Origin of the sequence: Paracoccus sp. MBLB3053 (assembly GCF_031822435.1) — a bacterium.
In the GTDB taxonomy this organism is placed as follows: domain Bacteria; phylum Pseudomonadota; class Alphaproteobacteria; order Rhodobacterales; family Rhodobacteraceae; genus Paracoccus; species Paracoccus aurantius.
Genome location: NZ_JAVQLW010000004.1, coordinates 56137 through 80886, shown reverse-complemented (window position 1 = coordinate 80886; position 24750 = coordinate 56137). Strand labels below are relative to the sequence as shown.

The following is a 24750-nucleotide window of genomic DNA, read 5'->3' as shown; positions in this document are numbered from 1 at the left end:
CAACAAGGAGGACGACCGGCATGACCGGCAAAAAGCAACTCATGACCCTGTCCGACAAGGGCATCCAATTCCCGCCGCCCGCCGAAAAGCGGCTGACCGAGTTCAAGTCCGAACTCGACCCTATCACCTTCGAGGTGCTGCGCAACGCCTTCGTCAATATCGTCGACCAGATGGCCGAGCAACTTCTGCGCACCTGCTATTCCTTCGTGATCTATTGCCGCGACTTTTCGTCTGGCCTCAGCGATCCCGAGGGCAATCTGGTGATGCAGGGCACCGGCGATATCGCCGCGCATGTGGGCACCCTGCATTATACCTGCAAGGCAGTGATCGAAGAATTCGGCGATGACATCAATCCCGGCGATGTCTTCATCATCAATGACCCTTTCCGGGGTGGCAGCCATTTCAACGATACGCGCATCCTGCGCCCGATGTTCTACAAGGGCGAGTTGATCGGCTGGTCGCAGGCCAATGGCCATTGGGCCGATATGGGCGGCGCCACGCCCGGCTCGTTCAACATCACTGCGCTGGATCATATGGGCGAAGGGCTGCGCATCACCCCGGTCCGCATCTGGAGCAAGGGCGTCTGGCTTGAGGATGTGGCCAAGATGATCGCGGCCAATACCCGCAATCCGGGCGATGTGATCGGTGACATGCAGGCTCAGGCCGAGGCAACCGCCGTGGCCGAGCGCGAAATCCTGCGGCTTTGCGAAAAATACGGCGTCGAGACCATCAAGATTGCCTTCCGCGAAGTGCAGGACTGGGTCGAGGTGCTGATGCGCAACCGTTTGGCCGAACTGCCCGACGGCACTTGGTATGCCGAGGATTACATTGATCAAGACCCCAAGCTCGAAGAGGGACTGATCCCGATCAAGATCAAGTTCACCATCGAGGGCAATCACGCACATTACGACTTGTCCGGATCGCATCCGCAGATCTCGACTTTCCTCAATGCGGCCTATGGTGGCTCTTTCGCTGGGATTGTCGCGGGCACGAAATACCAGTTCCCAGACCTGCCGCTGAATTCCGGCCTGTATCGGGCGGTGACGGTCAATGTCGGCGAGCCCGGAACCGTGGTCAACGCGGAATGGCCCAGCCCCTGCGCCGGTTTCTGCTCGGGCCCATTCGAAAAGCTGATGAACTCGGTCTTTGGGCTCTGGGCGGATATCATGCCCGAGCGGACTATGGGCTGCGCCTTCAACCTCGAATATCTGCTGGTCGGTGGCCGCGATACCCGCATTCAGGGCCGTCCCTATTTCATGTGGTATGACTGGATGGCCGGTGGTTGGGGCGGGCGCAACGGTCGCGACGGCTTCAACGCCACCGCCCCTGTCTTTGGTGCGCAATACGGCGTCCAGCCGTTGGAGGGACAGGAGCGGCTGGCCCCAGTCCTGACCAAGTGCCACGATTTCGTGCAGGACTCTGCCGGTCCCGGCGAAGCGCGGGGCGGACTCGGCGCGGAAAAAGGCGGCTCAGTCTTCGAGGGCGAGCGCATCGTCGTCTCCTATTGCTGCGATCGCGAGCGCTCGGTCACCTGGGGGATGTGGGGCGGCCTTCCCTCGATCCCGCACGGGGTTTGGCTCAACAAGGGCACCGAGAAAGAGCGCTATCTTGGCTCGATCTTCTCGAACCTGCCGATCGAGTTGGATGACGTCTTCACCCGTCCCTCGGCGGGTGGCGGCGGGGTTGGCGATCCGCTGATGCGCGATCCGAAACTGGTCTGCGAGGATGTGGCCGACGAATATGTCAGCGTCGAGCGCGCACGCATCGACTATGGCGTCGTCATCCGCGTCATTGATCCCGACCTTGCCGAATACGAAGTCGACGAAACGGCAACTGCTGTCGAGCGCGCCAGGATCGCCGGTGCCCGACTGGGCTGGCTTGACGCGGACCCGGAAGCCATTGCCGCCGGCTATCGCGCGAAAGAGCTGAATGTCATGGATTGCGTCCGGCAATATGGTGTCATTCTTGACTGGGGTAATGGCGAATTGCTGGCCAATACCACGCGGCAGTTCCGCGAGATGATGAAGCGCCGGGTGGCACCCTATTGGGGCAAGTCACTGGCGGTGCTCAGCCTTGAGGCCAAGGAGCGGGTGAAACTAGCCGCCTGACACTTCCTGGGCGGCTGGGTAACCCGCCGCCTGTGCCCCGGGCAAACTGCACAAGCACAAGGCAATCCACAAAATTCCAAGGTTTGCCAGGGCAGCGGGTTCGCAGATCCTTGACCCGTTTTGCAACCCGCGCCTAGCGTCGAACTTGCAGCCTGAAGATCCGTGGCACTGGGGAAATTTGAATTCCAGATCACCGCATAATTGAAGGAAGGGGTTGCGCAGAATGAAACGAGAAGATTCGGTCCATATCGGGGTCATGTTCTCGCAAACTGGCTGGACCGCCGTGACTGAGCGCAGCATGCTGGCGGCAACCACATTTGCCATCGACGAGATAAATCAAACCGGTGGCATCAACGGTCGCGAGCTGGTGCCGGTCTACCGTGATCCGGCGGGAGTGCCCGCAGCCTATCAGGCCATGGCTGCTGATCTTTTGTCGGACGGCAAGATCAAGGTGATCCTGGGGTGCTATACCTCAAGCCAGCGCAAGGCCGTTCTGAACGTGCTTGAAAGGGCGGCGGGCCTTTTATGCTATCCGGCGCAATATGAAGGCTTCGAATATTCCGAAAACATCATTTATTTCGGCGCCGTGCCCAATCAGAACAGCGTCTTTCTGGCGCAATATCTTCTGAAGCATCATGCGCCGCGTATATATATTGTCGGCTCCGACTATGTCTGGCCGCGCGAATCCGGCCGCATCATGGGCGATCTGATCCGCTCGGGCGGCGGCGAGGTGCTGGGGGAACGCTATCTGAGCGATACGGCATCCCCGGCGGAATTCGACAGTCTGATCAAGGATATCCTGCGCTGCGCGCCGGAAATCATCTTCAACAACTTCGTTGGCCAATCCAATCTCGATTTTTACCGCGCCTATAAGGGGCATGGGCTAGATGCCAGCCGGGCGATGGTATGCAGCCTGACGACAAGCGAGGCCGACATTCAGGAGATCGGCACTGCTGCAACCGAGGGCCATATAACCGCTGCGACATATTTCGCCTCGCAAACCAATCCGGCAAATATCGCGATGCTGGCGCGCTACGAGGCAGCGATGGGTGAACCGCCAGCGGCCAATATGTGCTGGGATGCCGCCTATACCCAGACCCACATGGTCGCGCAGGCCATGAGAACTGGCAGCACCGACAATATGGACTCGATCCGCGCGGGAATTCTGGACGCCTCATTCGACGCTTTGCAGGGCCGGATTTCCATCGATCCGTCCAATCTGCATTGCCATGTCTGGCCCAAGATCGGCATCGCCCGCAGCGATGGGCAGTTCGACATCGTCGACCAGACGGATGCCGCCATTCGTCCGGACCCATACCGGACGACCTATTCCTTGGCCAGCGAAGACCAAGACGCGGCAATCGCCACGCCAGAATGGACATGACCATCTGAACATCGGGTGAAAATAGATTGAGAGCGATTACAGGGCGCACGCGCGCCGAGGGCAAAAGGGTCTGAAATGCACGTCGGACGAAGTGAGCCCTTGGCCAGCGACAAGGAAAACCCGGTTCTGATCAAGGATCTGCGGCTCCTCAAGATCGTTCTTGTCCAACCCGAAAATGGCGGCGATCAGGCACTTCGTTCGCATCTGGAAAGGATCGGTTGCCATGTCAATGAGATCTGGCCGCCGCCTGCTGCCTATGCGGAAGACGTCGACATCGTCTTTGTCATGCTCGACCGGCTGATCGAAAGCCGGCTCACCTTCAACTGGCAGGCGGATGATCATTCGCCCGTGCTGATCGCGGTCATCGATTACGAAAACCCGCTATCGATCGACCGCTTGCTGCACTTGCGGGTGAATGCGGTGATCGGGCTGCCGATCCGGCCCTTTGGTATCCTCACCAACCTGTTGGCGGCGGTCAATAATCACCGGCGAGAGCAGCGCCTCCGGCAAAATCTGGCCCGTATGCAGGCCAAGCTCGAATCCTGCCGCCTTGTCGAGCGTGCCAAGCTTGCAATCATGCTGACCGACAGCCAGTCAGAGAAGGAAGCCTATGGCGTGCTTCGGCAAATGGCGATGAAGCGGCGCACCACGGTGGATATGGTTTCCGGCGAAGTGCTCTCTGGCCTGAACTGGCGCGAAGAGGGAGTTATTCTGAACCGGGAAGAGTGAGGGAGAGGATCGCCCGGGTTCTCGTGCCGACAGTAATTTAAGCAGTTGAGAGAGCAGGTAGTCTAACCGCTCCAGCATTGTGCCGCCGACAGGTGGTGCTTTAGCCCGCTCAGGACTTCCGGGCGGAACATTTATTGCAAAGCGAACCAATGTTCGCTCTCGCGATTCCGGCGATCTGTCGTCGTGCATTTTGGGTGTCAGCACAACTGGAACCCGGTTAGTCGCGCGAGCGGCCCAGAGCCGCCGTTCGGTCTGTCACCATGCTGCGCGGCAGCATTCGCCGAAGCCGCCCCTAAGGCACCGCGCAGCGAAGCCCGTGATGAGATCGCAGAGAAGCGGACGAAGCTGCCCTTCAGATTTTTAGACTTCGCGACAGATATCTGTTTTGTGCCCTAATCAATCGCGGCAGCCCTTTCGGGTCAGACCGATGGCGTTGAGCTACGGTCTTGCGCAAAGAGCTTCTCCACAATGGCGCTAAGACTAAGGACGCCCTTGTCGTCCAGATGGCGCCCCATGATCTGCAGTCCGATCGGTCTGCCATCCTGGGTGAAACCAATGGGCACCGAGGCGGCAGGCAACCCGGTGAAATTGGCGAGCGCGGAAAACGGAACCCAGGCCGACGGTGGCAGCATATGCCCAGCAATCTTGTCGGGACCGTAGGTATCAATTGGAAAGGCCGCGCTTGCGGTTGTGGGGGTCAGTAGAAAATCGAAATCGCGCATGAAGTCCGCAGTGATATTTGCGATGCGCTTGCGTTCCATGATGGCGGCTGTGAACTGGTCGCCGGTCCAGGTTCGCTCAAGGATGCTTCCGATCCAGCCATCCAACTCGATGCCCTTTTCCGCAGCCATGGCTTTCAGACCAGCCCTATCCGTCTCAAGCGCAACAAGCGTGTCGAGCAATCCTTCGGTATTGCCAACGGCAGGATAAGCACACTCGACATGGCCGATTGCCGTCCTCAGACGCTCGACAGCCTGCTCAAACACAGAGCACACTTCCGAATCCACGATCGCAAACCCGAGGTCGCCCGAATAGGCGATACGGACGTCTGCCATCGTGTCCAAGCCGGCCAGAACCCAGTCACCACTCTGTGACGGAACTGAATGACGATCGTAGCCCGACGGACCGGATATCGTGGAGAGAGCGAGAGCTGCATCGGCTGCGTTTCGGGTTATGGGGCCGATGTGTTCAAGGCTCTCCCAACCGGACTGTCCGGGGTAACGTGGATCGCGACAGCTTGGGTATAGAGGCACCCGTCCCCAAGACGGCTTCATGCCGAAGACGCCGCAAAGTGACGCTGGGATGCGTATCGAACCGCCGCCATCGCTGCCCAAGGCCAATGGAACCATGCCGGTGGAAACGGCTACTGCCGAACCGGCGCTCGACCCACCCGGCGTCAGTGCCACATTCCAGGGATTGCGGGTTGTGGGGAAAACGTGATTGTGGCCAACGCCACCATAACCGAATTCAGACGTGTTTGTCTTACCGATTATTGTCGCACCAGCTTTTCTCAGGCGTTCGACAACTATGTCATCTTGCTCAGGCACAAAATCCGCATAGAGGCGTGATCCAAAAGTTGTTCGCATCCCTCGGGTGCAAATCAGGTCTTTCACAGTAACCGGAACGCCGGCCAGTGGTCCCACGGGCAAACCGGCGGAAAGGCGACGGTCGGTTTCATCAGCCTGCTCCAAGGCCGTCTCGTCCAATGTGCAAAAGGCATGCAGGCCGTGGTCAAGCTCCTCGATCCGAGACAGCGATGCTTCCGCAAGCTCGCGAGCAGTCCACTGACGCTGAGTGATTGCGTGGGTCAACTCAAGCAGGGTCAGGCTTAATGGCGTGTTCTTTGCCAAACGATCAAATCCCTTGTTCGGGGGCAGTGCCATGCGTTTCCCCATTTCCTTTCGGCCGGTCTATGGGAGAAGTGAAAGAACCGCAGCCCTGAACGTGAATGTCCGCAACGGGCTCGTGACGCGAAAACCCCCTGATTTGCAGAGGACTGCCGATATTCTGCCGGTCTTATGAATTGCGCGACAGCAACCTTTGCGGAGCTTCAGCTCTCATCCACGATGCTAACGATCTCGCCATCCACGATGCGGAACGAGGATGCCCCGGAGAAGGCCAGTTCTTGCCCGGCTTTCCATCCGTTCGGAAGGTCTTTCGCGACCACGGCGGAATAGGCGATCTCGACCAGCGTTGTGTCGGCGACGGTGATCGCGTTGGTGATGGTTTGCAGCCGTGTTTCAAAGGCCGATACCCCGAATCTCGCCATCTCTGCCAGGCACTGCTTGTCCGATGCCTCCGCCGTCACCTGACCGCCCGAAATGTTGCGGAAAGACACGTTGTCGGAGAGGCAGGCCAGCATCCCCTCAACGTCCTTGTCATTGTAGGCGATAATATAGGCTTGGATCACATCAGGTAGGCTTGCCATAAATCATACTCCATCTGAATCGGCATTATTGTAGTTGCTGCTTCCGGCGCGAAAGTACCACGACCTGCGAAGACTTTATCCAAAGGACTATGAATGTCCGCGATGAAGTGTGCCGTGAGGCAGCATTCGTCATAGTCGAGGGGCTGCGGTCAGCTGGGGCCCTGATGCTACAGTCGCGCTGCTTATGAATTCGCTGCGATAGGCCCGAATGTCGCTGAAGGGCTCGCGGGGGACATGCTGCCTCGCGAGCGGCTTCGTCCTCGGGCTCCGAACGACATGCTGCAGTGCGGCAATGAGCAGATTTGGCGGAGGTGGCGGCCTGACTCTCTAGTGGGAAGGCTCGGCCCTTTGCTGACGATCGGCCCGTCACCATGCTGCGTTGCAGCATTCCGCGAAGCCGCCCCTCAGGCTACGCGCAGCGAAACCCGTGATGACATGGGAGCGATGCGGGACAAACCGCCCGGTCGCGTCCGCCCCACGGGAGTGTTCACAAACTTTCGACATGAACTACCCGCCGGGCAGTGACCCGACCTTCGGCCATGCGGCACAGCATCCGCAGCAATCTGAGATAGCGGCCGCTCGTGAGTTTTGCAGCGAAAGCTGGACCGTCACATCCACATCTGGTAAGTGACTGATAATTAAAGTATATTTTCCGAGGCGCGGACGGCGAATTGGGAGTCGGTGCATTGCTCCTTATGTCATTGAAGATGATCGTGCTGCCATTACAAAATCGGTGACAACCTCTCTGAGGTCCGCCATATATACAGGATACTAAGAGGTTGTTATGGCTACGCTGCAAGAGAATTTAAGAAATCGTATTCGTAAGCTACCCAAGCCAGGAAATGCAGCGCAAGCGCTGAAGCCATTTTTTGAGGCTGTCAGTAATGCACTCATGGCGATTGATGATCAAGCAGAAGCGCTTGGCACCTCTTATGAGGGTCGGGTCAGTATCGTTGTGCAGGGGCTGGGAACCGAGCAGGTTTCAATGATCGTGCGCGACAATGGGATTGGACTTGATCAACAAAGATTTAAAGCATTTTGCACTGTAGATACTGATTATAAAGAGAAAAAGGGCGGAAAGGGTGTGGGTCGCCTTTTCTGGCTTGATGCGTTTTCACACGTGGAAGTGGAAAGTCGTTTTATTGAGGGTGACGTAATTTCCACTCGGGCATTTAAGTTCGAACTGAAGGACCAGGATCAAATTACAGATATTGATCCTGTAGAAAGCTGGCCCCAGAATCAGACGGGAACCGTCGTCAGGTTACACGGGGTTAGCTTTGGGCCGTATAGGGATAATTATCCCCTAAAGGCTCCTGTATTGCAGGGACATTTCGCTTCAGAGTTTATTGCAAACTTTTTGAGCGGGGCGGGCACGCATATTAATCTAACCTGTAAGGGCAAGCACGGAGTCGAGCTTGACGTCGAATATCCTTCGGAAGTTCAAAAGCTGGTAATGAAGGGTCCTGTAACGCTTCCTATCTTGGATTGGGATAGCAAAGCAAGCGTGAACGTTATTGGATATCTTTGTGATAAGCAGACAAGTCGGGGACTGCCGGGTAAGCACCATGTGCATTTATTAGGAAATGGGCGCACTGTAGAAACCAGAAAAATTGATGATTTACTTGGAATCTCATCTCTATCAGATAATGGTAACGATAATCTGTCGATGCATTTGGTTGTGTCGAGTGACTATCTAGACCAACGCACATCAGAGAGCCGCACGGCATTTACTATGCCTGAGACAGACATTGCTGCACTGGTAAAACTCGTCGTTGAAATGGCGCGTAAGGACTTTATTGCAGAACAGGTCAAAGCTTTTGATGCTAAGCGCCGAGCTTCGTTCGATAAGTTTCTGGAAGAACAGCCAATCTTTGGCTACGGGCAAGCCAGTGAGATTTTCGCGTCGCTTCCCACTAGTGCTACCAGTGCGGAAAGCTTCGCAAGTGCTCTCGCGATACCACGCATGCGTGCTGAAAGAAAAAGAGAGGAGCGCTTACAGCATTTGGTTAACGCTGTTGTTACTGGCGACAAGTTACCGGTGGACTTTTCTGATGCGATCCGTTCGGCAGCGGCAGGCATTCATGAGAACGAGCGTAACGCTTTGGCGCACCATGCCGCTCGGAGAAGAGTAGTCCTTGATCTTTTGGATGTTCTGATCCGTCGCGTCAGAGAGCGTGATGGTAAGGAAGATGTTTACCATCTGGAGAAAACATTACACTCCCTCCTCGCTCCAATGCAGTATTCAGGGGCCGGCCATACTGAGAGTGAGCCGTCGTCACATGACTTGTGGATTCTTGATGAGCGACTAGCATTTACGGCAGGCTTTACATCAGATGTGTCGTTGCGAACCTTTGTAAAGGACAATACGCAAGATGATCGTCCGGACTTGGTTCTGTGGGATACCCTTTTTGGCCTTGGTTCGGTGAGCAGTCAGAATGGTGATGAACTGGTCGATGATGTCGAACTGCAGTCTAAGGTTTTCATCGTGGAACTTAAGCACCCTGGTAGGAAGAGCTATGGGCCAGAAGAAAACGTTCAGTTGCAGGTCCAGAAATATGTAAAAGCTATTCGGGGCGGACAGATTGAAGGGGTTGGCCGTAGACCTATTAAGGTTTCAAGTGACTGCCGTTTCCATTGCACGATAGTTGCTGACTTTGTGGGTGGCTTTGAGACGCAAATTGCTTCTTGGGATTATATCCACAATAGAGCTGCTAGGCAACTTACGTTGAAAGGCGACTTCGAGGGCGTAACAATTGATGCTTTGCCGTGGGACTATGTGTTGAGGACAGCACGTGAAAATAATCGTGCCCTCTTGGATGCTGCCGGCATGAAACGACATGGTCAAACGGTGTTTCAGGCGGAGCCAAGCGATGCGGAGGATAAGTCTCACGTAGCTGCTGAGTGATGCAAGATTTGACGCTGTCAAACCTGCTAAGGAATGCACGGCCCTAACCTGCCGGTCGGCCTGTCACTATGCTGCGCAGCAGCATTCACCAAAGCCGCCCCTCAGACACCGCGCAGCGAGATGCTCTCGGCCGCGGTTAAAAATGCGGACAAACCTGCCGCTCGCCATAGTCGCTGCAACCCCTCACAACTATATTTGTGAGCTGACGATATCTTCAGAATGAGGCCTCAGATCCTGACCTTGTTGTCGCAGTCAGTCCGTCACCCTACTGACCTCAGTGCGCGAAGCGTTACCGTCACGGCATCGTCCATTCGCTCCACATTACCCTTGGTGCGGGCCAGTATCTGAATTCCGTGATGGGTCGCATTCAGGAAGCGGGCAAACTGTCTTGCATCGTTTTCGAGGGGGATGGAGCCGTCTCCGTGACCGCGCTCGATAGCCTCGGCGAAGGCCGTTTCCATACCGTCAAAGTCCCGTTCGATCAGATTTTGAACTTCCTCGTCATGGGGTGCCATCTCGGCGGCTTCGTTGCAGCTCATGCAGCCGAAGGGGCGATCGGCGGCACGCGCATGCTCCAGCACCATCGCGAAGAAGGCGGCAATCGCGTCATAGGCGGTCGTCCCGCTTTGCAGATACCCGCGCATGACCCGCATTCTCTCAAGTCGATAGGCCTCGAAAGCTGCGAGGAAGAGAGCGCGCTTGCTGCCGAAAGTGTCGTAAAGGCTGCTTTTGCTCAGGCCCGTCACGCGCAGCAGGTCCGACATCGACGTGCCTTCATATCCCTTGCTCCAGAACAGCCGGGTTGCCTGCAGCAGGGCTTCGTCTTCGTTGAACTCTCTTGGACGCGCCATTTTCGATCCTCTTTCTGTCGGCATTAGGTTGCAAACCGGTGCCTGTCCACGCTTTCTGGCGACCCGTCTCCGAATTTGCCGATGTAAGTTGGCCGCAGGCTTCGCCGGCGAGACCGAAGGGTCAGACCGTCGTTGCGGCGCTCACCAGTTGACGGTCATATTCATGAGTGGTGGCGGCTTCCAGCATCACCCATGCGGCATCCTCGTAAGACACGAAGGGGCCCGAATCGCGGTTGATACGCAGCGATGCTTCGACATCCGGGCTTCGCCGGCCCAGACCCGCCATGCGGCCGGGGCAGAAAATGACATGGTTGATGTCCGCCGCGCGGATGGCCGCGATGCAGGCGGCATGGGCGTGAAAGGCCCGCTCGACCCAGGTTCCGAGATGAGCAAGTTTATTGTAGTTCGGCGTGATCCCGTCCTCGGCCATGACATTCGTGGTGCCAGCCGGCCAGCAGAGTTTGCTCACCCGATTGCGTTTGACCGCATCTGCCAATGCCGCAGCCAGTTCCGGATCGGCGCCCTTCCCGGACAGCACGACATCCACCCCGGCCATGGCCGCGTCGAGGACCGTAGGCCGCAAGGCGTCCCCGACCGTGATTTGGCTCAGTTGAAGGTCGATCTCCTTGCCAAGATCTGCTTCAAGCTTCGTCCGATTCCGAACGAGGACCGACACGCGTAGGCCTCGGCCAAGTGCTTCGAGGACCATGCATTTGCCCAGTCCTCCGACTCCGACCACCAATATCTCGTCCGTCATGGCTCCCGCCGCCTTTCCGAAACGGTCCAGAGGACCATCAAGCTGCGAACCGGGGCACATCCCCGGCCCGCGTGTTTGGCTGCTCAGGCAGCATCATCGAGCGTCGGATAGTCGGTATATCCGCGTTCCTCGCCCTGGTAGAAGGTGGCACTGTCCGGTTGATTGAGCGCTGCGCCACGGCGGAAGCGCTCCACCAGATCCGGATTGGCCACTGCACGGGCGAAGGGATCCGTGCCTCAAACCGGGCTCGAACGACAGCAAAGGGCTCCGACCAACATGCTGTGGGACATCAATTGGCTGGTTTGGCTCAGGCGAGTGACCTGCCCTCGGATAGTGAAGGTCGGGCAAAAGCGGACGCTCTTGCCAGCGTAGTCAAGTCATCCAGCAACGGGCTAATCGATCTCGTCGATACCAGTTTGCAACATGCTCGTTCAATTGTGGAAGTGACGAAAGACTCACCGCGGCGCTTGCGATAGCTTGGTTGCGTGCACCGGGCTACGGCGCTGATGTCGACGCTTTTCGGTTTCGCATTGGAGGCAGTTGTCAATGCATGACACGTTAGAAAATCTCAGCATTGAAAGGCGAACGGTCCGCAGTGCGAGAGCACGCTCCTCGCTTCTGTTGATCGGAGTCACAGCCGCGCTCTTGACCTCGGCGGCGCCACAGGCGCGGGCGACCGAAGCGGTGGCAGGCCGCTATATCCCTGGCATCTTCGCGGGCCCTGGGGCCGGTGTTGTGCCGCCCGCACCAGGCTTATACTGGGGGATCCAGAATGCCTATTACCACGGCGAGGCGGGCGACACCGTCCCCTTCGGCGAGGGACGGATCGCCATCGGGCTTGAGGCCGACATGTGGGTCACCGCGTTGGCCGGAGTCTATGTTCCTGAACAAAGCCTCCCCGGAAACTGGACCTACTCCTTTCAGTTCGCGCTGCCGTTCGGCTGGACCGGCGCCACGGCGGAGCTCGGTCCGATCGACACAGATCAGGACGTGGCGGGCCTGGGGGATATCGCCTTTGCCCCGGTCGCGCTTGGCTGGCACAACGACGCCATGAACATGTTCTTCTCGTCCTCTCTAACCGTCACCGCTCCGACCGGTGAATGGGAGAGCGGCGACATTGCCTTCATCGGCCTGAACTACTGGACCTTCACCCCGGCAATCGGCGTGACCCGCCTGATACCGGAACAGGGCTTGGACCTTTCCGCCAAGTTCGGCGTCGATATCAACACGAGGAACCCTGACACCGATTACTACAGCGGTGCCGTGGCCCATCTGGATGTATCGATGACGAAAAGCGTCAATGAGCAACTGGCCGTCGGGGCACTGGCAGGTTTTCTTTACCAGATACAGGATGATGACGATGATGGCGGTTTCGCTGATAACCATGATGGCTTCCGCGGCAGTTCCATCGCCATCGGCCCCCTGCTGACCTACAAGAGCAAGCTGGCGAACGGCAACGAGATCGACCTGACCTTCAAATGGGCGCACGAGATCGACGTGGATAACCGCATGAAGGGTGACGCAGTCTTCCTGACCATCGCCGGGAAGTTCTGAAGTTGCGGAGGCCGACGTCGGCTGGCCCAAGCCGCGAATTGGTCCTTGTCCGAATCCTCGCTGAAGCGGAAGGTTGCGGCAAGCGAGACCAATCTTGCCCGGCTTACGGCAAGGATGTCGCGACCGGCTACCAAGCTACGCCAGACTTCGACTGCACCAAAAACAGTGAAGCCCGACCCGCGACGACCCCATTTCGATACCTGCAGATTTACACCTGACCTGAGTTTTTTCGATCTCATCTGAACAGAACGAGGAGGCTATCCATGTTGAAAGCGATGATCCCCGCCATGAACCTGATGCGAGGTGTGACCGGTTCAGTCGCGAGCGCTGGTCTCGCTACTGTCGCACTGACGTTCGCCTTTACCGGGTCGGTCCTCGCCCAGTCTGCCTCGACCGGAACGCCGAGCGTTCTGCCGCGGTCCGATTTCCAATTCTCCGGCACGGTCGGGCGCACGATCCTCGATTCCGACCCGCCGCAATTCCCGCAGCCGGTGCAAGCGCCGCAGGGTGCGCCGAACGTCGTGTTGATCCTGCTGGACGACGCAGGCTACGGACAGTTTGCGACCTTCGGCGGCGGCATCGCCTCGCCCACCATGGACGCACTCGCGGCGGAGGGGCTGCGCTTTACTCGCTTCCACACCACTGCGCTATGCTCGCCTACGCGCGCCGCGCTGATGACCGGGCGCAATCATCATTCGGTTGCCGCGGGCGTCATTGCGGAGACGGCGACAGGATATGAAGGCTATACCGCAATTCTGCCGCGCAATGCAGGGACGGTCGCCGAGGTGCTGCGCCAGAACGGCTACATGACCGCTTGGATCGGCAAGAACCACAACACGCCCACCTGGGAAGCAAGCGCGGCCGGTCCCTTCGACCGATGGGCCAACGGCCTTGGTTTCGACTATTTTTACGGCTTCAACGCCGGGGACATGAGCCATTTCAACCCGATCCTTTACGAGAATCGGAACCTCGTGCCGACATCGGATGATCCGGACTACTATCTGACCACCGATCTTGCCGATCATGCGGTCGACTGGGTGCGCAAGGTGAAGACCATCGCTCCCGACCGGCCTTTCTTCCTTTATGTCGCGCCCGGCGCCACGCATTCGCCGCATCAGGTGCCCGAGCAATGGATCGAACCCTACAGGGGCAAGTTCGATGCCGGTTGGGACGCCTACCGCGAACAGGCCTTCGCACGGCAGAAGGAACTGGGCGTGGTCCCGGCTGAGGCCGAACTGACCGCACGCTCGGACGGTCTGCCCGCCTGGGATACGCTGAACGCCGACCAGAAGCGGCTTTACGCCCGGATGATGGAGGTATTTGCGGGCTACGGCGCCAATGTCGATCACGAGATGGGCCGCGTGGTCGAGGCGGTGAAGGCGCTGCCGGGTGCCGATAACACCATCTTCATCTACATCGCCGGCGACAACGGGTCGAGCGCCGAGGGAGGTATTGAAGGTTCGGTGAACGAAAACCTGTTCTTCAACGGCTTCCCCGAAAGCTGGCAGGAAAACCTGAAGGTCATCGATGAGCTGGGCGGGCCGAAGCACTATAATCATTTCCCATCTGCTTGGGCTCATGCGATGAACACGCCGTTCCAGTGGACGAAGCAGGTGGCGAGCCATTTCGGCGGCACGCGCAACCCCATGATTGTCTCCTGGCCTGCGCGGATCACCGAAGGTGGCGGGGTCAGGTCGCAATTTCTGCACACGATCGACATCGTGCCCACGCTTTACGACCTGATTGGCATCACCCCGCCCGCCGAGCTGAACGGCGTGCCCCAGAAGCCGATCGAGGGTATCAGCTTCGCGCCTGTCCTTGACGATGCCGGCGCCGAGGAACGGCACAAGGTGCAATATTTCGAGATGGCGGGCGCAAGGGGCATCTACGAGGACGGCTGGGTGGCCTCGGCCATGGCCTTCGCTCCGTGGAATCCGATCCATACCGGCTACGACGTCGACAAGCAGGAATGGGAGCTTTACAACATCGACGAGGACTTTACCCAAGCCCACGATCTGGCCGCGGAAAATCCGGAAAAGCTGCGTCAGATGCAGGACCTGTGGTGGGCCGAGGCGGCGCGGCATAACGTGCTGCCGCTGGACTGGCGCGCGGTTGAGCGGCTGAACTCGGAAGAAATGGGACGCCCGAGCCTTGCGGGCGACGCGACCTCGTTCACCTACTACCCCGGTCAGGTGGCGCTGCCGAATGACGCGGCACCTCGCATTTTGAACCGGTCCTGGACGCTGACAGCCGATATCGACGTGCCCGAAAGCGGGGCGCAGGGCATGATAGCGACGCATGGCGGCCTGGTCGGTGGCTACGGGCTTTACCTGCGCGATGGCCGACCGACCTTTGTCTACAACTATCTCGCGCTTGAGCGTCACACCATCACCGCTCCCGATCAGCTGCCGGCCGGCAAGGCCGAACTGCAAGTCGATTTCGCCTATCACGGCGCGGCGGGCGAGTTCGGCAAGTCCGCGACGGTGACGCTGAAGGTAAACGGCAGCGATGTGGCCAAGGGCGAGCTGCCGAAGACGATCCCGATCCAGATCTCGCTCGGTGAAGGCTTCGACGTGGGCGAAGACGTGGGCTCCGCTGTCGATTTCACCTACACGCCGCCCTTTGCCTTCACCGGCGCCATCGAGCAGGTCAAGATCGACCTGAAATGACCAACAGGGTGCGGCGCAATCTGCGCCCACGATCGTCGCAACCGCGGGCTAATCACGAGGACAGGACCATCATGCATGTGAGACGGAGACTGATAGCAGTTTGGGCGATCGCGGTCGTGGCAGGCATCGGGCCCTCTGTCGCGCAGGACTATCAGTTCAATGGCGGCTACCCTACCCCCGAGACGGTGCAGATGGCGTTCGGTGAGGCAGACCTGAACCGGGCGGTCAGGGCCTATCGGTTCTTTTACCCGACCGTGTCGAGCGCCGCGATCGTCAGGGAGATGTTGCGGCTGGGCGCAGAGCCGAACCGGGTTTTCACCTACATGGACACGCAGCCGCGCCATGTCGGATTCACCCTGAACTCCGACACGCCCTATGGCGGGATGCTTCTCGACCTCCGGGCCGGGCCGCTTGTCATCGAGGTTCCGCCGGGACCCCTGCTGGGGGCGGCGCTGGACATCCACCAGCGCTGGATCGCGGACATGGGCCTGCCCGGCCCCGATGCCGGCAAGGGCGGAAAGCACCTGCTGCTGCCGCCGGATTACCAAGGTGAGATCCCTGATGGTTACCACCCCTCTCGCGCGACGTCCTTCACCGTGGTGGCCGGGATGAGGGCGCTGCCCGAAGCCGGTGACGTGCAGGGCGCCATCGCGCGCCTGCAGACAATCAAGGTTCATCCCTTGACCCCATCTTCGGACTGGGTGGACCCGGCATGGATCGACGTGACCCAGATGCCGCAGGACCAGACGCCGACGCGCTTCGAACGCGATCTGGAATATTGGCAAGTGCTCCAGGAGGTCGTGAACAGCGAACCCGTGCTGGAGGATTCGCGCGCCTTCTACGGCGACCTGGCGGCGCTGGGTATTGCCAAGGGAATGCCGTTCGCTCCGGACGAGCGCATGGCAGCTATCCTTGTCGAGGCGGCGAAGACCGGTTCAGCACAGATGCGGGTCGAGTCGCTGGCCGATCGCCGACCGGACCGGCTGGTCTGGCCCGACCGCCAATGGCAATGGGCGGCGCTGCGTTTCGAGAACGGCTCGTTCGACACCCCTGACTACCGCGACAGCTACGCGTCAGAGAAATGGTTCTATCAGGCGATCGCGACTTCACCCGCGATGTTCCGCCGCGACCCCGCGACCGGTTCGCTCTACTGGCTGGGTCTGCGCGACGAGGCGGGAGAGTATCTTGACGGCGGCAAGACCTACCGGCTACGGGTTCCGCTGCCGGTTCCGAACCGGCTCTTCTGGTCGGTGACGGTCTATGATGCCGAGACACGCAGCCAGATCCAGACCGAGCAGGCGAAGGCCGCGTTGCGTTCGCTCTTCGAACTGACGGACCTGAGCGGGGACCATGTCGATCTTCTCTTCGGGCCAGAGGCACCAAAAGGCCAGCAGGATCGGTGGATCCGCACCCTTCCGGGCAAGGGATGGTTCGTCTATTTCCGCATCTACGGCCCCGAGCCTCCTGCCTTCGATGGCAGTTGGAAGCCGGGCGACTTCACGGTTATCGAGTGACGCCAGGGCCACCGCTACGACCGCTTCGTCCGCCACTCGTAGAATGTGCGCGAACGACCGCTTTGGGGCTATTCGCGACCGGCGAGCACTGGACTGTAGGTCAGTCCGCGACCGGCGGCTTTGGGGCTCCGAGCAACATGCTGCGGGACAGCAATTGGCTGATCTGACTGAGTTGGGCTTCCTGCTCTCCGCCAGGGCGGGCCGGCCCATTGCGGCCGTTCGACTACAGCCAAGGTGGCGCGGCAGTTTCGTCATAGCGGCCGGTCAGGCATCTCGCAGCAGGAACCTCCTCGCCGTCCTTGCCCGCCAAAAGTAACGGCAACTAAGCCGTCGATCACAGAGCAAAGCACTGACGGCAAGGTGCCAGTGCAGGGCTTCTGGTCGATCTCAGTCTATAATGCCGAAGGATAATATTTGCCGAACGCCAAGGACGCTTATACGCTGAACAAACTGACCGCGAGGCCCAATGCCGATGGCAGCGTAACGGTCCAATTCGCAGGATGCGACGGCGCGGTCGTGAACTGCCTACCAACGCCGGAGGGCTGGAACTGGATGGTGCGCCTCTACCGCCCCGAGACCAGCATTCTTGATGGCAAATTGGTTTTCCCAAAATCGGAGGAAGTGCGATGAACCGTCGGACTCTGCTTCAGATAAGCGTCGCGGCCGCAGTGTTGCCAAGCCTGCCGCTGCACGCGCAGGATACAGGCGCCCTGGCGCATGAGGCGTTTCTTTATGCCTATCCGATGGTGAAAAATTACCTCACCCTCTACCAATATGCGCTGGAGCCGGGAGGCAAGCAGTACAAGGGTCCGCTCAACACGCTGACCAGCATCGCCCGGGTCTATACACCCGAAGATACGGCGATCATCACCCCCAACTCCGACACACCCTATTCTTTCATGGTCATGGACCTGCGCGCCGAGCCGCTGGTCGTGACCTTGCCCGCCATCGAGGCGGATCGCTACTACTCAGCCCAGATCATCGATCTCTATACCCACAATGTCGACTATCTGGGGACGCGGATGGATGGCAATGGCGGCGGGGATTTTCTGATCGCAGGGCCGGGCTGGCAAGGTGAGGCTCCTGCCGGGATCAAGCGCGTGGTTCGGATACCGACCGATCTGGGTCTTGTCGTCATCCGCACTCAGCTTTTTGCGCCGGATGACATCGGCAAGGTCGAGGCGATTCAGGCTGGTTACAGCGCACGGACATTGTCGGCCTATGAGGGCAAGCCTGCCCCGGCTCCAGCGCCTGCCATCGACTGGCCCGCGATCGACGACGACCGGATGCTAAGCGAGTTCTGGCCGCTGACGGCTTTCCTGCTGCAATTCGCCCCGCCGCTGGCATGGGAGGGCAACCTGCGCGACAGTTTCGCCGCCTCGCTCGGACTGCAAGCCGGGACCGCCTGGCCGCCCGCCAGCCTGCCCGAGGGCACCGTGACCCAGATGCGCGATCTTGTACGGCCCAGCGATCAGGAGATCCGCAACACCGTCGCGCATCTCACGGATTCCGCAAAGCTGTTCGGAACGCCCGAGTTCATGAAGGGGCGCTATATGGACCGCGCCGCTGCCGCGCAGGGCGGCATCTATGGTAACACGGCGCAAGAGGCGCTCTACGTCATCTACAACGTGGACGCGAAAGGCGCGCTGTTGGACGGCAAGGCGCATCATTACGCGTTGCGGTTTGCGGCCGATGCCCTACCACCTGTCTCCGCCTTCTGGTCGATCACGATGTATGACAAGGCCCGGCAGTTGTTGGTCGACAACCCGATCAATCGCTACCTGATCAACTCCCCGATGCTCTCCGGTCTGAATCGCGACGAGGCCGGTGCAATCGTCATCCACCTTCAGTCCGAAAGCCCCGGCGAAGAACAGGGGGCGAACTGGTTGCCCACACCATCCGAGGGCTTTTACGCCGTCATGCGCCTTTATCTGCCCAAAGACGTGGCCCTTGATGGTCGCTGGAAACCACCCGTCATCGAGATAGTCAGCTAAACGCCCTCACATAGCGTCGTCGATGGGCGTTGCGCCTAAGCAGTTCAAAAGTTGTTAGGTGATGGAACGCAAGATGGTTAGCTGAACTATGGTCAAAACGACGATCTAGCTGCGCGGCGCCCGAGCGCCCATTTCCGGGGATGCGGTGAGGCAGCATGGGTCAGAGGTGAAAGGCAGTTCTGGAGTATGCCAAATCCGGCTGTGTATGAAAGCCTCCTGAGAGTTTAACCCTATCGAGGCCCCGCCGGTTCAACCAAACGCTGCGTAGGAAGACACTCTAGGATTTCTCTTGCCGAAACGGATGGGCACGCGCGTCAATCAAGGCGGATCAAGGCAAGATCAGTCTCGACATCATGCTGCTTGCAGAGATGCTGGGGAGATTCGATGAGAATGACCTCGAGCGTCGGTCTGACTTTCGCAGCCTTTAGATGACCTGCCAGGGCGCTTCCGTCTCGCCGCCCCAGGACCGCGTGAACATGTACTGCGGGTTTGCCCTCGGGGCCCTGGCGATGTCCCCGGTAAATGATGCGACCTCAGTTTGCTCGTCCACCCGTATCGGCAAATATGCCTTCGAGGACCAATCGAAAAACGCCAATGTTGCGGTTTCGAATGCACCAATCGCCTTGAAACTCGCTGCGTTAAGCCCGTTTTTTTCCGCGAAATCCTGAAGGCAGGACATGACTTCGTCGCCGCTTTCCAAGATCAAGGCATAGGTCTTTTTTGGCCAGCGGCATCATGAAGAATTTTGCTTCTCATGTTGTTTCCTCCTCGGAACCAACAACGTAGCGGACTGGTCGTTCCCGGAACCTTGGTTCAGTACCGCATCGAAGCTGCAATCCCGCCATTGGGCAGCAATGTGCCTTCCGTTATGGAGGACCGAAACGACCCTGTGAGGAATGCACTGATGGAGATCCGCATAGCCGCTACTGCAATCCTTCGGGACGATGGTGCAACCCTGCTTGTCCGAAAGCGCGGGACGTCCGCCTTCATGCAGCCAGGCGGGAAGATCGACGGCGACGAAACGCCCTTGTCAGCTCTTTGTCGTGAACTTTTCGAGGAACTCGCGGTGGAAATTCAACCGAACGACGCGAAATACCTCGGACGTTTTTCTGCTCCCGCTGCTAACGAGCCCGGCTTCCTGGTTACGGCTGAGGTCTTTCGCGTGCAGATTAACCATGACGTCGAACCTCGAGCGGAGATAGAAGAGGCTCGATGGGTGCACCCCGACTCGCAAGGCCAACTCGACCTCGCTCCGCTAACGCGCGATATGGTTCTCCCCCTGATCTGCGGCTGATCCCGACATCACCTTTGTGCTATGCCACCCGCCATGTTATGTCATCACAAAGGCGGGCCCTTTGCCGACGGTCGAGCACCGCCGATGCCGCACGGCGGTATTCGCCGAAGCGGCCATTCGACACGTGGCGCAGCATTTCGAGCCTATGACGGTCTGTGATGCGGACAAACCGGCCTTTCGCGCCCGCAGCATGTGAGTGCTGGCACTTACAACATAGATGGTCCGCCGCGCACAGAAGCTGCCAGCTGCTTTGCGGCATAGCAACTGCAGCAAATTTTCTGAACCGTCGGTCATTTGGCGCACAGCGGCAACACGCGCCTCATAGCTGGAACAGCATGTTGAATAGTCGACTGCGCCAAATTCCCCCTGCAGCATTCGCAATGCTGTCAGACAGACGCCAAGCGGTCAGATTTACGAAGACGCGGGCAAGGATGACACCGCCGACCTGATCTGCAGGTCCACGACATCAGGCTTACAACTCTCCCGATACTGACTGCCGATAGGCAGTCGGCGTCATGCCGGTCATGCGACGGAAGATGCGGGAGAAATTCTGTGGGTCCTCATAGCCGAGCGAAAGCGCAATATCCACAATCTTGATACCCGGATCAGAGAGAAGTTCACTTGCCTGTTCGACTCGGGTCCCGGCCAATATGCCGGAGTAGGTGTGACCCAATGAAGTCAGTTTCCGTTGCAATGTGCGGCTGCTCATCCCGATGATCTCCGCTGTTTGGTAGATGGATGGATGCCCGTCGCCTAGATACGGTCTGATGACCGCACGGAGACGGGCGACGAAGTCCATCTCCCAATTTTCAACGGTCAGATTGGAGGCGGATGTAACCTGCTCAGCGCATGGACGAAACAGGTCGGCTGACTTGACCAATATCGACGTATGCGGACATCCGACGGCTATGCGAGTATTACCGTAGGCTTCGAACACTGTGGTACCTGGTGCGCAGGAGGAAACGAACGTCAACTCCTCTGGATACCACTTCGGACCGGCCACGCTGCGCATGGTGTCCACCAAAGCCTGAATAATCCCCCATTCTGCCAGGCAGGTGCTTGGTCCGCCGTCGAAGCGTAAGGTGTTGCAGACAAGGCGAACGCTATTCCCCTCGCGCCACGATCGGGTTGAGAGCGAGCTGTCTTCCCGCATCGCCGCGCTCAGACATGTGCGCATCCTGACCAGCCCGGTCGGTGCATCCAACAATGCCCCACGGAATTCCGGACTCATTGTGGCAAGGGATTGCCGCATTGCGGCGCGGTATCCGAACTCCATGGGGTCGACGTCACGGCCAGTGCGCAGGGCCCAGTCGATTGCCAGCGGCAAACTGACATAGGCATCGGGCATATCTTCGATCCAAGTTGGTAGCGCTGAGCGCTCGAGCGCGCGTTCAATGGGCACCCCAATCTCCCGCAACAGGTCTATGAAAACCTGCAGATAGGCGGCTCGCACGATCGCCGGCTGCGTCATGCATTTCACTCCTGCTGCGCAAGTCCAGCATACGCACATAGTGGCGCGGAACGAGCGGCCCCGGTTGTTGTTGCGTGAAATGATTAATGCATGAAACTTCAAAATCTACAGAATCGGATGTTCATTCCTGAAACACACGCGATAGGCGATTCCTCGGAATTGCAGCAATTGATGGCCGAACTCGTGATGTCTGGGCCACTGTCCCTCGAACGAGTTGCGCGCCATGTTGGAACCTCGCCCCGTAGCTTGCAACGGCATCTCGCGTCGCGATCCCTAGCATTCCGGTCGCTGGTAGATACGGTGCGGCTTCAGGCCGCGAGCACGCTTCTTCGCCAGACTGATCTTCCGGCCCAGGAAATCGCAGGAAGGCTTGGATATTCGACGCCAAGCAATTTTTCTCGCGCCTTCGTTCGCTGGACCGGCCAAACGCCACGTCAGTTCCGTCAGGCCATAAAAAGCTAGTTGGTGGCGCGATATGAGCAGCAAGGTCGGACGGCGGATCGTAAGCAATGGTCGGCTACAGCTTCACTCGTACTTTGCTAACCTTGCACAATACAGATCAGTTCATCGAGAGGGTGCGTTGATGGAAGTGACGAAATTCCGGGGATTGTGCTATTTTGGCGCTGTAGCGCTGGTCAGTGCGACGGGCGTCCACGCGCAGGACGCATTGCCATTCCCCCCGGCGCCATCCGGCAGCAAAGCGGGTCCGACGATCGCGGAATCAACCTACAACCCGCTTCCGCCGCAATCTCACCTGCCAGAGAATGCGCCGAATATCGTCATCATCATGCTCGACGATGTCGGCCCTGCACTGCCGCATACGTTCGGCGGGCCGATCACCACCCCGACGTTGGATGCGTTGGCTGAGGAAGGTATCGCCTTCAGCCGCTTCCACAACGCGGCGATGTGCTCGCCCACACGCGCTTCGCTGCTGACCGGGCGCAACCATCACCGTGTCGGCTATGGGCAGATTGCCGAGCTTGCGAATGACTGGGACGGCTATACCGGCCATATTCCTCGGACCTCGGCAACGGTTGCGAAAGTGCTGAGCGGCTATGGCTACGCGACCGCCGCCTTTGGCAAGTGGCACAACACACCCGCGAATGAAACCACGACCGTCGGACCCTATACCAACTGGCCGGTGGGCGAAGGCGTCGGTTTCGATTATTTCTACGGCTTCCTTGCGGGGGAATCCTCGCAATGGGAACCGGCAGTGGTTGAAAACACCATCCGCCTCGATCCTTCGCACGGCAAGGAAGGCTACCATTTCACCGAGGACATGGCCGACAAGGCTGTATCTTGGATGAAGCAAGTTCATGCGCTGACCCCGGACCGGCCCTTTCTGGTTTACTGGGCGCCCGGCGCTTCGCATGGCCCTCATCACATTTTCAAGGACTGGGCCGACAAGTATAAGGGCAAGTTCGATACTGGCTGGGACCAGATGCGCGACGACATTTTCGCGAAGCAGAAGGAACTTGGCTGGGTTCCATCCGACACCGACCTGACGGCCCGTCCCGACAGCCTTGCAGGCTGGTCCGACATTCCTGAGGACGAACGCGCGTTCCAGTTGCGCTTGATGGAGGTCTTTGCAGGCTATACCGAACATGCCGATACGCAGGCCGGTCGATTGCTCAATGCGCTGGACGCGATCGGCGAGAGGGAAAATACGCTGATCTTCTATGTTTGGGGCGATAACGGCTCCAGCGCCGAGGGTCAGAACGGCACGATCAGCGAGCTGTTGGCCCAGAACGGCATCAAGACCGAAATAAAGGACCACATCAAGGCGATGGACGATCTTGGCGGGCTGGACGTGCTGGGCTCGCCCAAGGCCGACAACATGTATCATGCCGGATGGGCTTGGGCGGGGTCCACGCCTTACCGCTCGACCAAGCTGGTGGCGGCCCATTTCGGCGGCACGCGCACGCCGCTGGTGATCTCGTGGCCGGGCCATATCACGCCGGACAGAAGGCCACGTGGCCAGTTTCACCATGTGAATGACATTGTTCCGACGATCTATGACGTGCTGGGAATCAAGCCGCCGAAGACTGTGGATGGCATCACCCAAGACCCGCTAGACGGGATCAGCATGGCCTATACATTTGATGCACCCGAAGCGGAAGGTCAGAAGCATGGCCAATATTTCGAGGTGATGGGCAGCCGCTCATACTACAAGGACGACTGGATTGCTTCGGTCTTCGGGCCCCGCACGCCTTGGGTGCCCGGAATTGATCCCGCAATCCTCCAGTGGTCACCCGACAAGGACAGCTGGGAACTGCATGACCTCAGCAAGGATCATTCGCAAGCGCATGATCTGGCGACCGACAATCCCGACAAGGTCAAGGAGCTGAAGGACGCCTTCCTCATTGATGCCAAAGACAACAAGGTCTTCCCGGTCGGTGGCGGATTGTGGTCGATCATCTTCCACCCCGAGGATGCACCACACAATCCGGCGACGGAATTCACCTATACGCAGGAAGTGATCCAGGTGCCGGAATTCACTGCGCCGAAGGTCGGTGCGCGCAGCAATCTGGTCACCATCGAGGCCGAACTGAAGCCGGATTCGGCCGGTGTCCTATACGCCTTGGGCGCCTTCTCCGGCGGGCTGGCGCTGTGGGTCGATCAGGGCAAGCTGACCTACGAATATAACCTCTTTGAAATCGATCGCACCCAGATAGCAACGACGGATACGCTGCCCACGGGTAAGGTCACGATTGAGATTGAGACCACCAAGACGAGCAAAGATCATACCGGGCCGCTTGATATTGTGATCCGCGTGAACGGGACAGAGATGGCCAATGGGACCGTGCCGCGCTCCGCCCCGCTGACCTTCACCGCAAATGATGCCTTCGATGTCGGGCAAGACAGCTACTCACCGGTCTCTGAGGCCTATTTTGATCGCAAACCCTTTGCCTTCAACGGAATCATTGATCAGGTGAAGGTCGCCTACAAGGAGTGAGCAGCCCCGCTGGGGCGGGGTGGAAACCCCACCTTGCCCCAAGCCAAAGGTTGCGACGCGTCTGAATTGAATATCGCTCTTCAGCCATGACGGCACCGGTTTCGAACAACTATCGACCAGGTCGCAGGGCGCAGAC

19 protein-coding genes are annotated in these 24750 nt (G+C 58.8%); 12 read left to right on the top strand and 7 right to left on the bottom strand.

Features of this window, described 5'->3' with window-relative positions:
- Positions 1-20 precede the first annotated feature (20 nt).
- The 3 genes from RGQ15_RS18935 to RGQ15_RS18925 all read left to right on the top strand — a co-directional run bounded on the left by RGQ15_RS18935 (position 21) and on the right by RGQ15_RS18925 (position 4221).
- Complete coding sequence (locus tag RGQ15_RS18935) at positions 21-2108, top strand: hydantoinase B/oxoprolinase family protein (protein ID WP_311162336.1); 2088 nt, start codon at positions 21-23, stop codon at positions 2106-2108.
- A gap of 223 nt (positions 2109-2331) precedes the next feature.
- Positions 2332-3492 carry a transporter substrate-binding domain-containing protein gene (locus RGQ15_RS18930; protein WP_311162334.1) on the top strand — a complete coding sequence of 387 codons (1161 nt, stop codon included), beginning with the start codon at positions 2332-2334 and terminating at the stop codon, positions 3490-3492.
- A gap of 75 nt (positions 3493-3567) precedes the next feature.
- Entirely contained in the window at positions 3568-4221 is a 654-nt protein-coding gene (locus RGQ15_RS18925) for an ANTAR domain-containing response regulator (protein WP_311162333.1), read from the top strand.
- Positions 4222-4640: 419 nt separating this feature from the next.
- On the opposite strand, the gene RGQ15_RS18920 is transcribed toward RGQ15_RS18925, so the two are convergent.
- Together RGQ15_RS18920 and RGQ15_RS18915 are read right to left on the bottom strand one after the other, a co-directional pair.
- Positions 4641-6104, bottom strand: a complete 1464-nt coding sequence (locus RGQ15_RS18920; RefSeq protein ID WP_311162332.1) for an amidase — start codon at positions 6102-6104, stop codon at positions 4641-4643.
- A 167-nt stretch (positions 6105-6271) separates the two neighbouring features.
- Positions 6272-6649, bottom strand: coding sequence for a nuclear transport factor 2 family protein (locus tag RGQ15_RS18915; RefSeq protein ID WP_311162331.1), 378 nt, complete (start codon positions 6647-6649; stop codon positions 6272-6274).
- Positions 6650-7433: 784 nt separating this feature from the next.
- On the opposite strand from RGQ15_RS18915, the gene RGQ15_RS18910 reads away from it, so the two are divergent.
- Positions 7434-9554 carry a hypothetical protein gene (locus tag RGQ15_RS18910; RefSeq protein WP_155096829.1) on the top strand — a complete coding sequence of 707 codons (2121 nt, stop codon included), beginning with the start codon at positions 7434-7436 and terminating at the stop codon, positions 9552-9554.
- Between the two features lie 260 nt (positions 9555-9814).
- Here RGQ15_RS18910 and RGQ15_RS18905 read toward each other — a convergent pair whose 3' ends face one another.
- Both RGQ15_RS18905 and RGQ15_RS18900 read right to left on the bottom strand, forming a co-directional pair.
- Positions 9815-10405 (bottom strand): TetR/AcrR family transcriptional regulator, encoded by a 591-nt coding sequence (locus tag RGQ15_RS18905; RefSeq protein WP_155097651.1) that lies wholly within the window; start codon positions 10403-10405, stop codon positions 9815-9817.
- A gap of 121 nt (positions 10406-10526) precedes the next feature.
- Positions 10527-11162, bottom strand: coding sequence for an NAD(P)H-binding protein (locus RGQ15_RS18900; RefSeq protein WP_170295359.1), 636 nt, complete (start codon positions 11160-11162; stop codon positions 10527-10529).
- Between the two features lie 621 nt (positions 11163-11783).
- Between RGQ15_RS18900 and RGQ15_RS18895 the strand changes: the two genes are divergently transcribed.
- The 5 genes from RGQ15_RS18895 to RGQ15_RS18875 all read left to right on the top strand — a co-directional run bounded on the left by RGQ15_RS18895 (position 11784) and on the right by RGQ15_RS18875 (position 18893).
- The gene (locus tag RGQ15_RS18895) at positions 11784-12716 is read left to right on the top strand and encodes a SphA family protein (RefSeq protein WP_311162330.1); all 933 of its coding nucleotides are present in this window, start codon (positions 11784-11786) and stop codon (positions 12714-12716) included.
- A 263-nt stretch (positions 12717-12979) separates the two neighbouring features.
- Entirely contained in the window at positions 12980-15385 is a 2406-nt protein-coding gene (locus tag RGQ15_RS18890) for an arylsulfatase (RefSeq protein WP_311162329.1), read from the top strand.
- A 71-nt stretch (positions 15386-15456) separates the two neighbouring features.
- Complete coding sequence (locus tag RGQ15_RS18885; RefSeq protein WP_155097655.1) at positions 15457-16899, top strand: DUF1254 domain-containing protein; 1443 nt, start codon at positions 15457-15459, stop codon at positions 16897-16899.
- 414 nt (positions 16900-17313) lie between these two features.
- Positions 17314-17529, top strand: coding sequence for a DUF1214 domain-containing protein (locus RGQ15_RS18880; protein ID WP_311162328.1), 216 nt, complete (start codon positions 17314-17316; stop codon positions 17527-17529).
- Positions 17526-18893 carry a DUF1254 domain-containing protein gene (locus RGQ15_RS18875; protein WP_311162326.1) on the top strand — a complete coding sequence of 456 codons (1368 nt, stop codon included), beginning with the start codon at positions 17526-17528 and terminating at the stop codon, positions 18891-18893. The genes RGQ15_RS18880 and RGQ15_RS18875 overlap by 4 nt, the downstream gene beginning before the upstream one ends.
- Before the next feature lie 314 nt (positions 18894-19207).
- Here RGQ15_RS18875 and RGQ15_RS22405 read toward each other — a convergent pair whose 3' ends face one another.
- Together RGQ15_RS22405 and RGQ15_RS18870 are read right to left on the bottom strand one after the other, a co-directional pair.
- Positions 19208-19333, bottom strand: a complete 126-nt coding sequence (locus tag RGQ15_RS22405) for a PPC domain-containing DNA-binding protein (RefSeq protein ID WP_409201361.1) — start codon at positions 19331-19333, stop codon at positions 19208-19210.
- The gene (locus RGQ15_RS18870) at positions 19318-19599 is read right to left on the bottom strand and encodes a PPC domain-containing DNA-binding protein (protein ID WP_311162325.1); all 282 of its coding nucleotides are present in this window, start codon (positions 19597-19599) and stop codon (positions 19318-19320) included. Before RGQ15_RS18870 ends, RGQ15_RS22405 begins: the two co-directional genes overlap by 16 nt.
- Positions 19600-19797: 198 nt before the next feature.
- Here RGQ15_RS18870 and RGQ15_RS18865 point away from each other — a divergent pair, with 198 nt between their 5' ends.
- Positions 19798-20187, top strand: coding sequence for an NUDIX hydrolase (locus RGQ15_RS18865; RefSeq protein WP_311162323.1), 390 nt, complete (start codon positions 19798-19800; stop codon positions 20185-20187).
- A 472-nt stretch (positions 20188-20659) separates the two neighbouring features.
- Here the strand turns inward: RGQ15_RS18865 and RGQ15_RS18860 are convergent, their stop codons facing one another.
- Positions 20660-21658, bottom strand: a complete 999-nt coding sequence (locus tag RGQ15_RS18860; RefSeq protein WP_311162321.1) for a helix-turn-helix transcriptional regulator — start codon at positions 21656-21658, stop codon at positions 20660-20662.
- Positions 21659-21748: 90 nt separating this feature from the next.
- Between RGQ15_RS18860 and RGQ15_RS18855 the strand changes: the two genes are divergently transcribed.
- Together RGQ15_RS18855 and RGQ15_RS18850 are read left to right on the top strand one after the other, a co-directional pair.
- Entirely contained in the window at positions 21749-22120 is a 372-nt protein-coding gene (locus RGQ15_RS18855; protein ID WP_311162319.1) for a helix-turn-helix domain-containing protein, read from the top strand.
- A 121-nt stretch (positions 22121-22241) separates the two neighbouring features.
- Positions 22242-24614 (top strand): arylsulfatase, encoded by a 2373-nt coding sequence (locus RGQ15_RS18850; RefSeq protein ID WP_311162317.1) that lies wholly within the window; start codon positions 22242-22244, stop codon positions 24612-24614.
- Positions 24615-24750 lie beyond the last annotated feature (136 nt).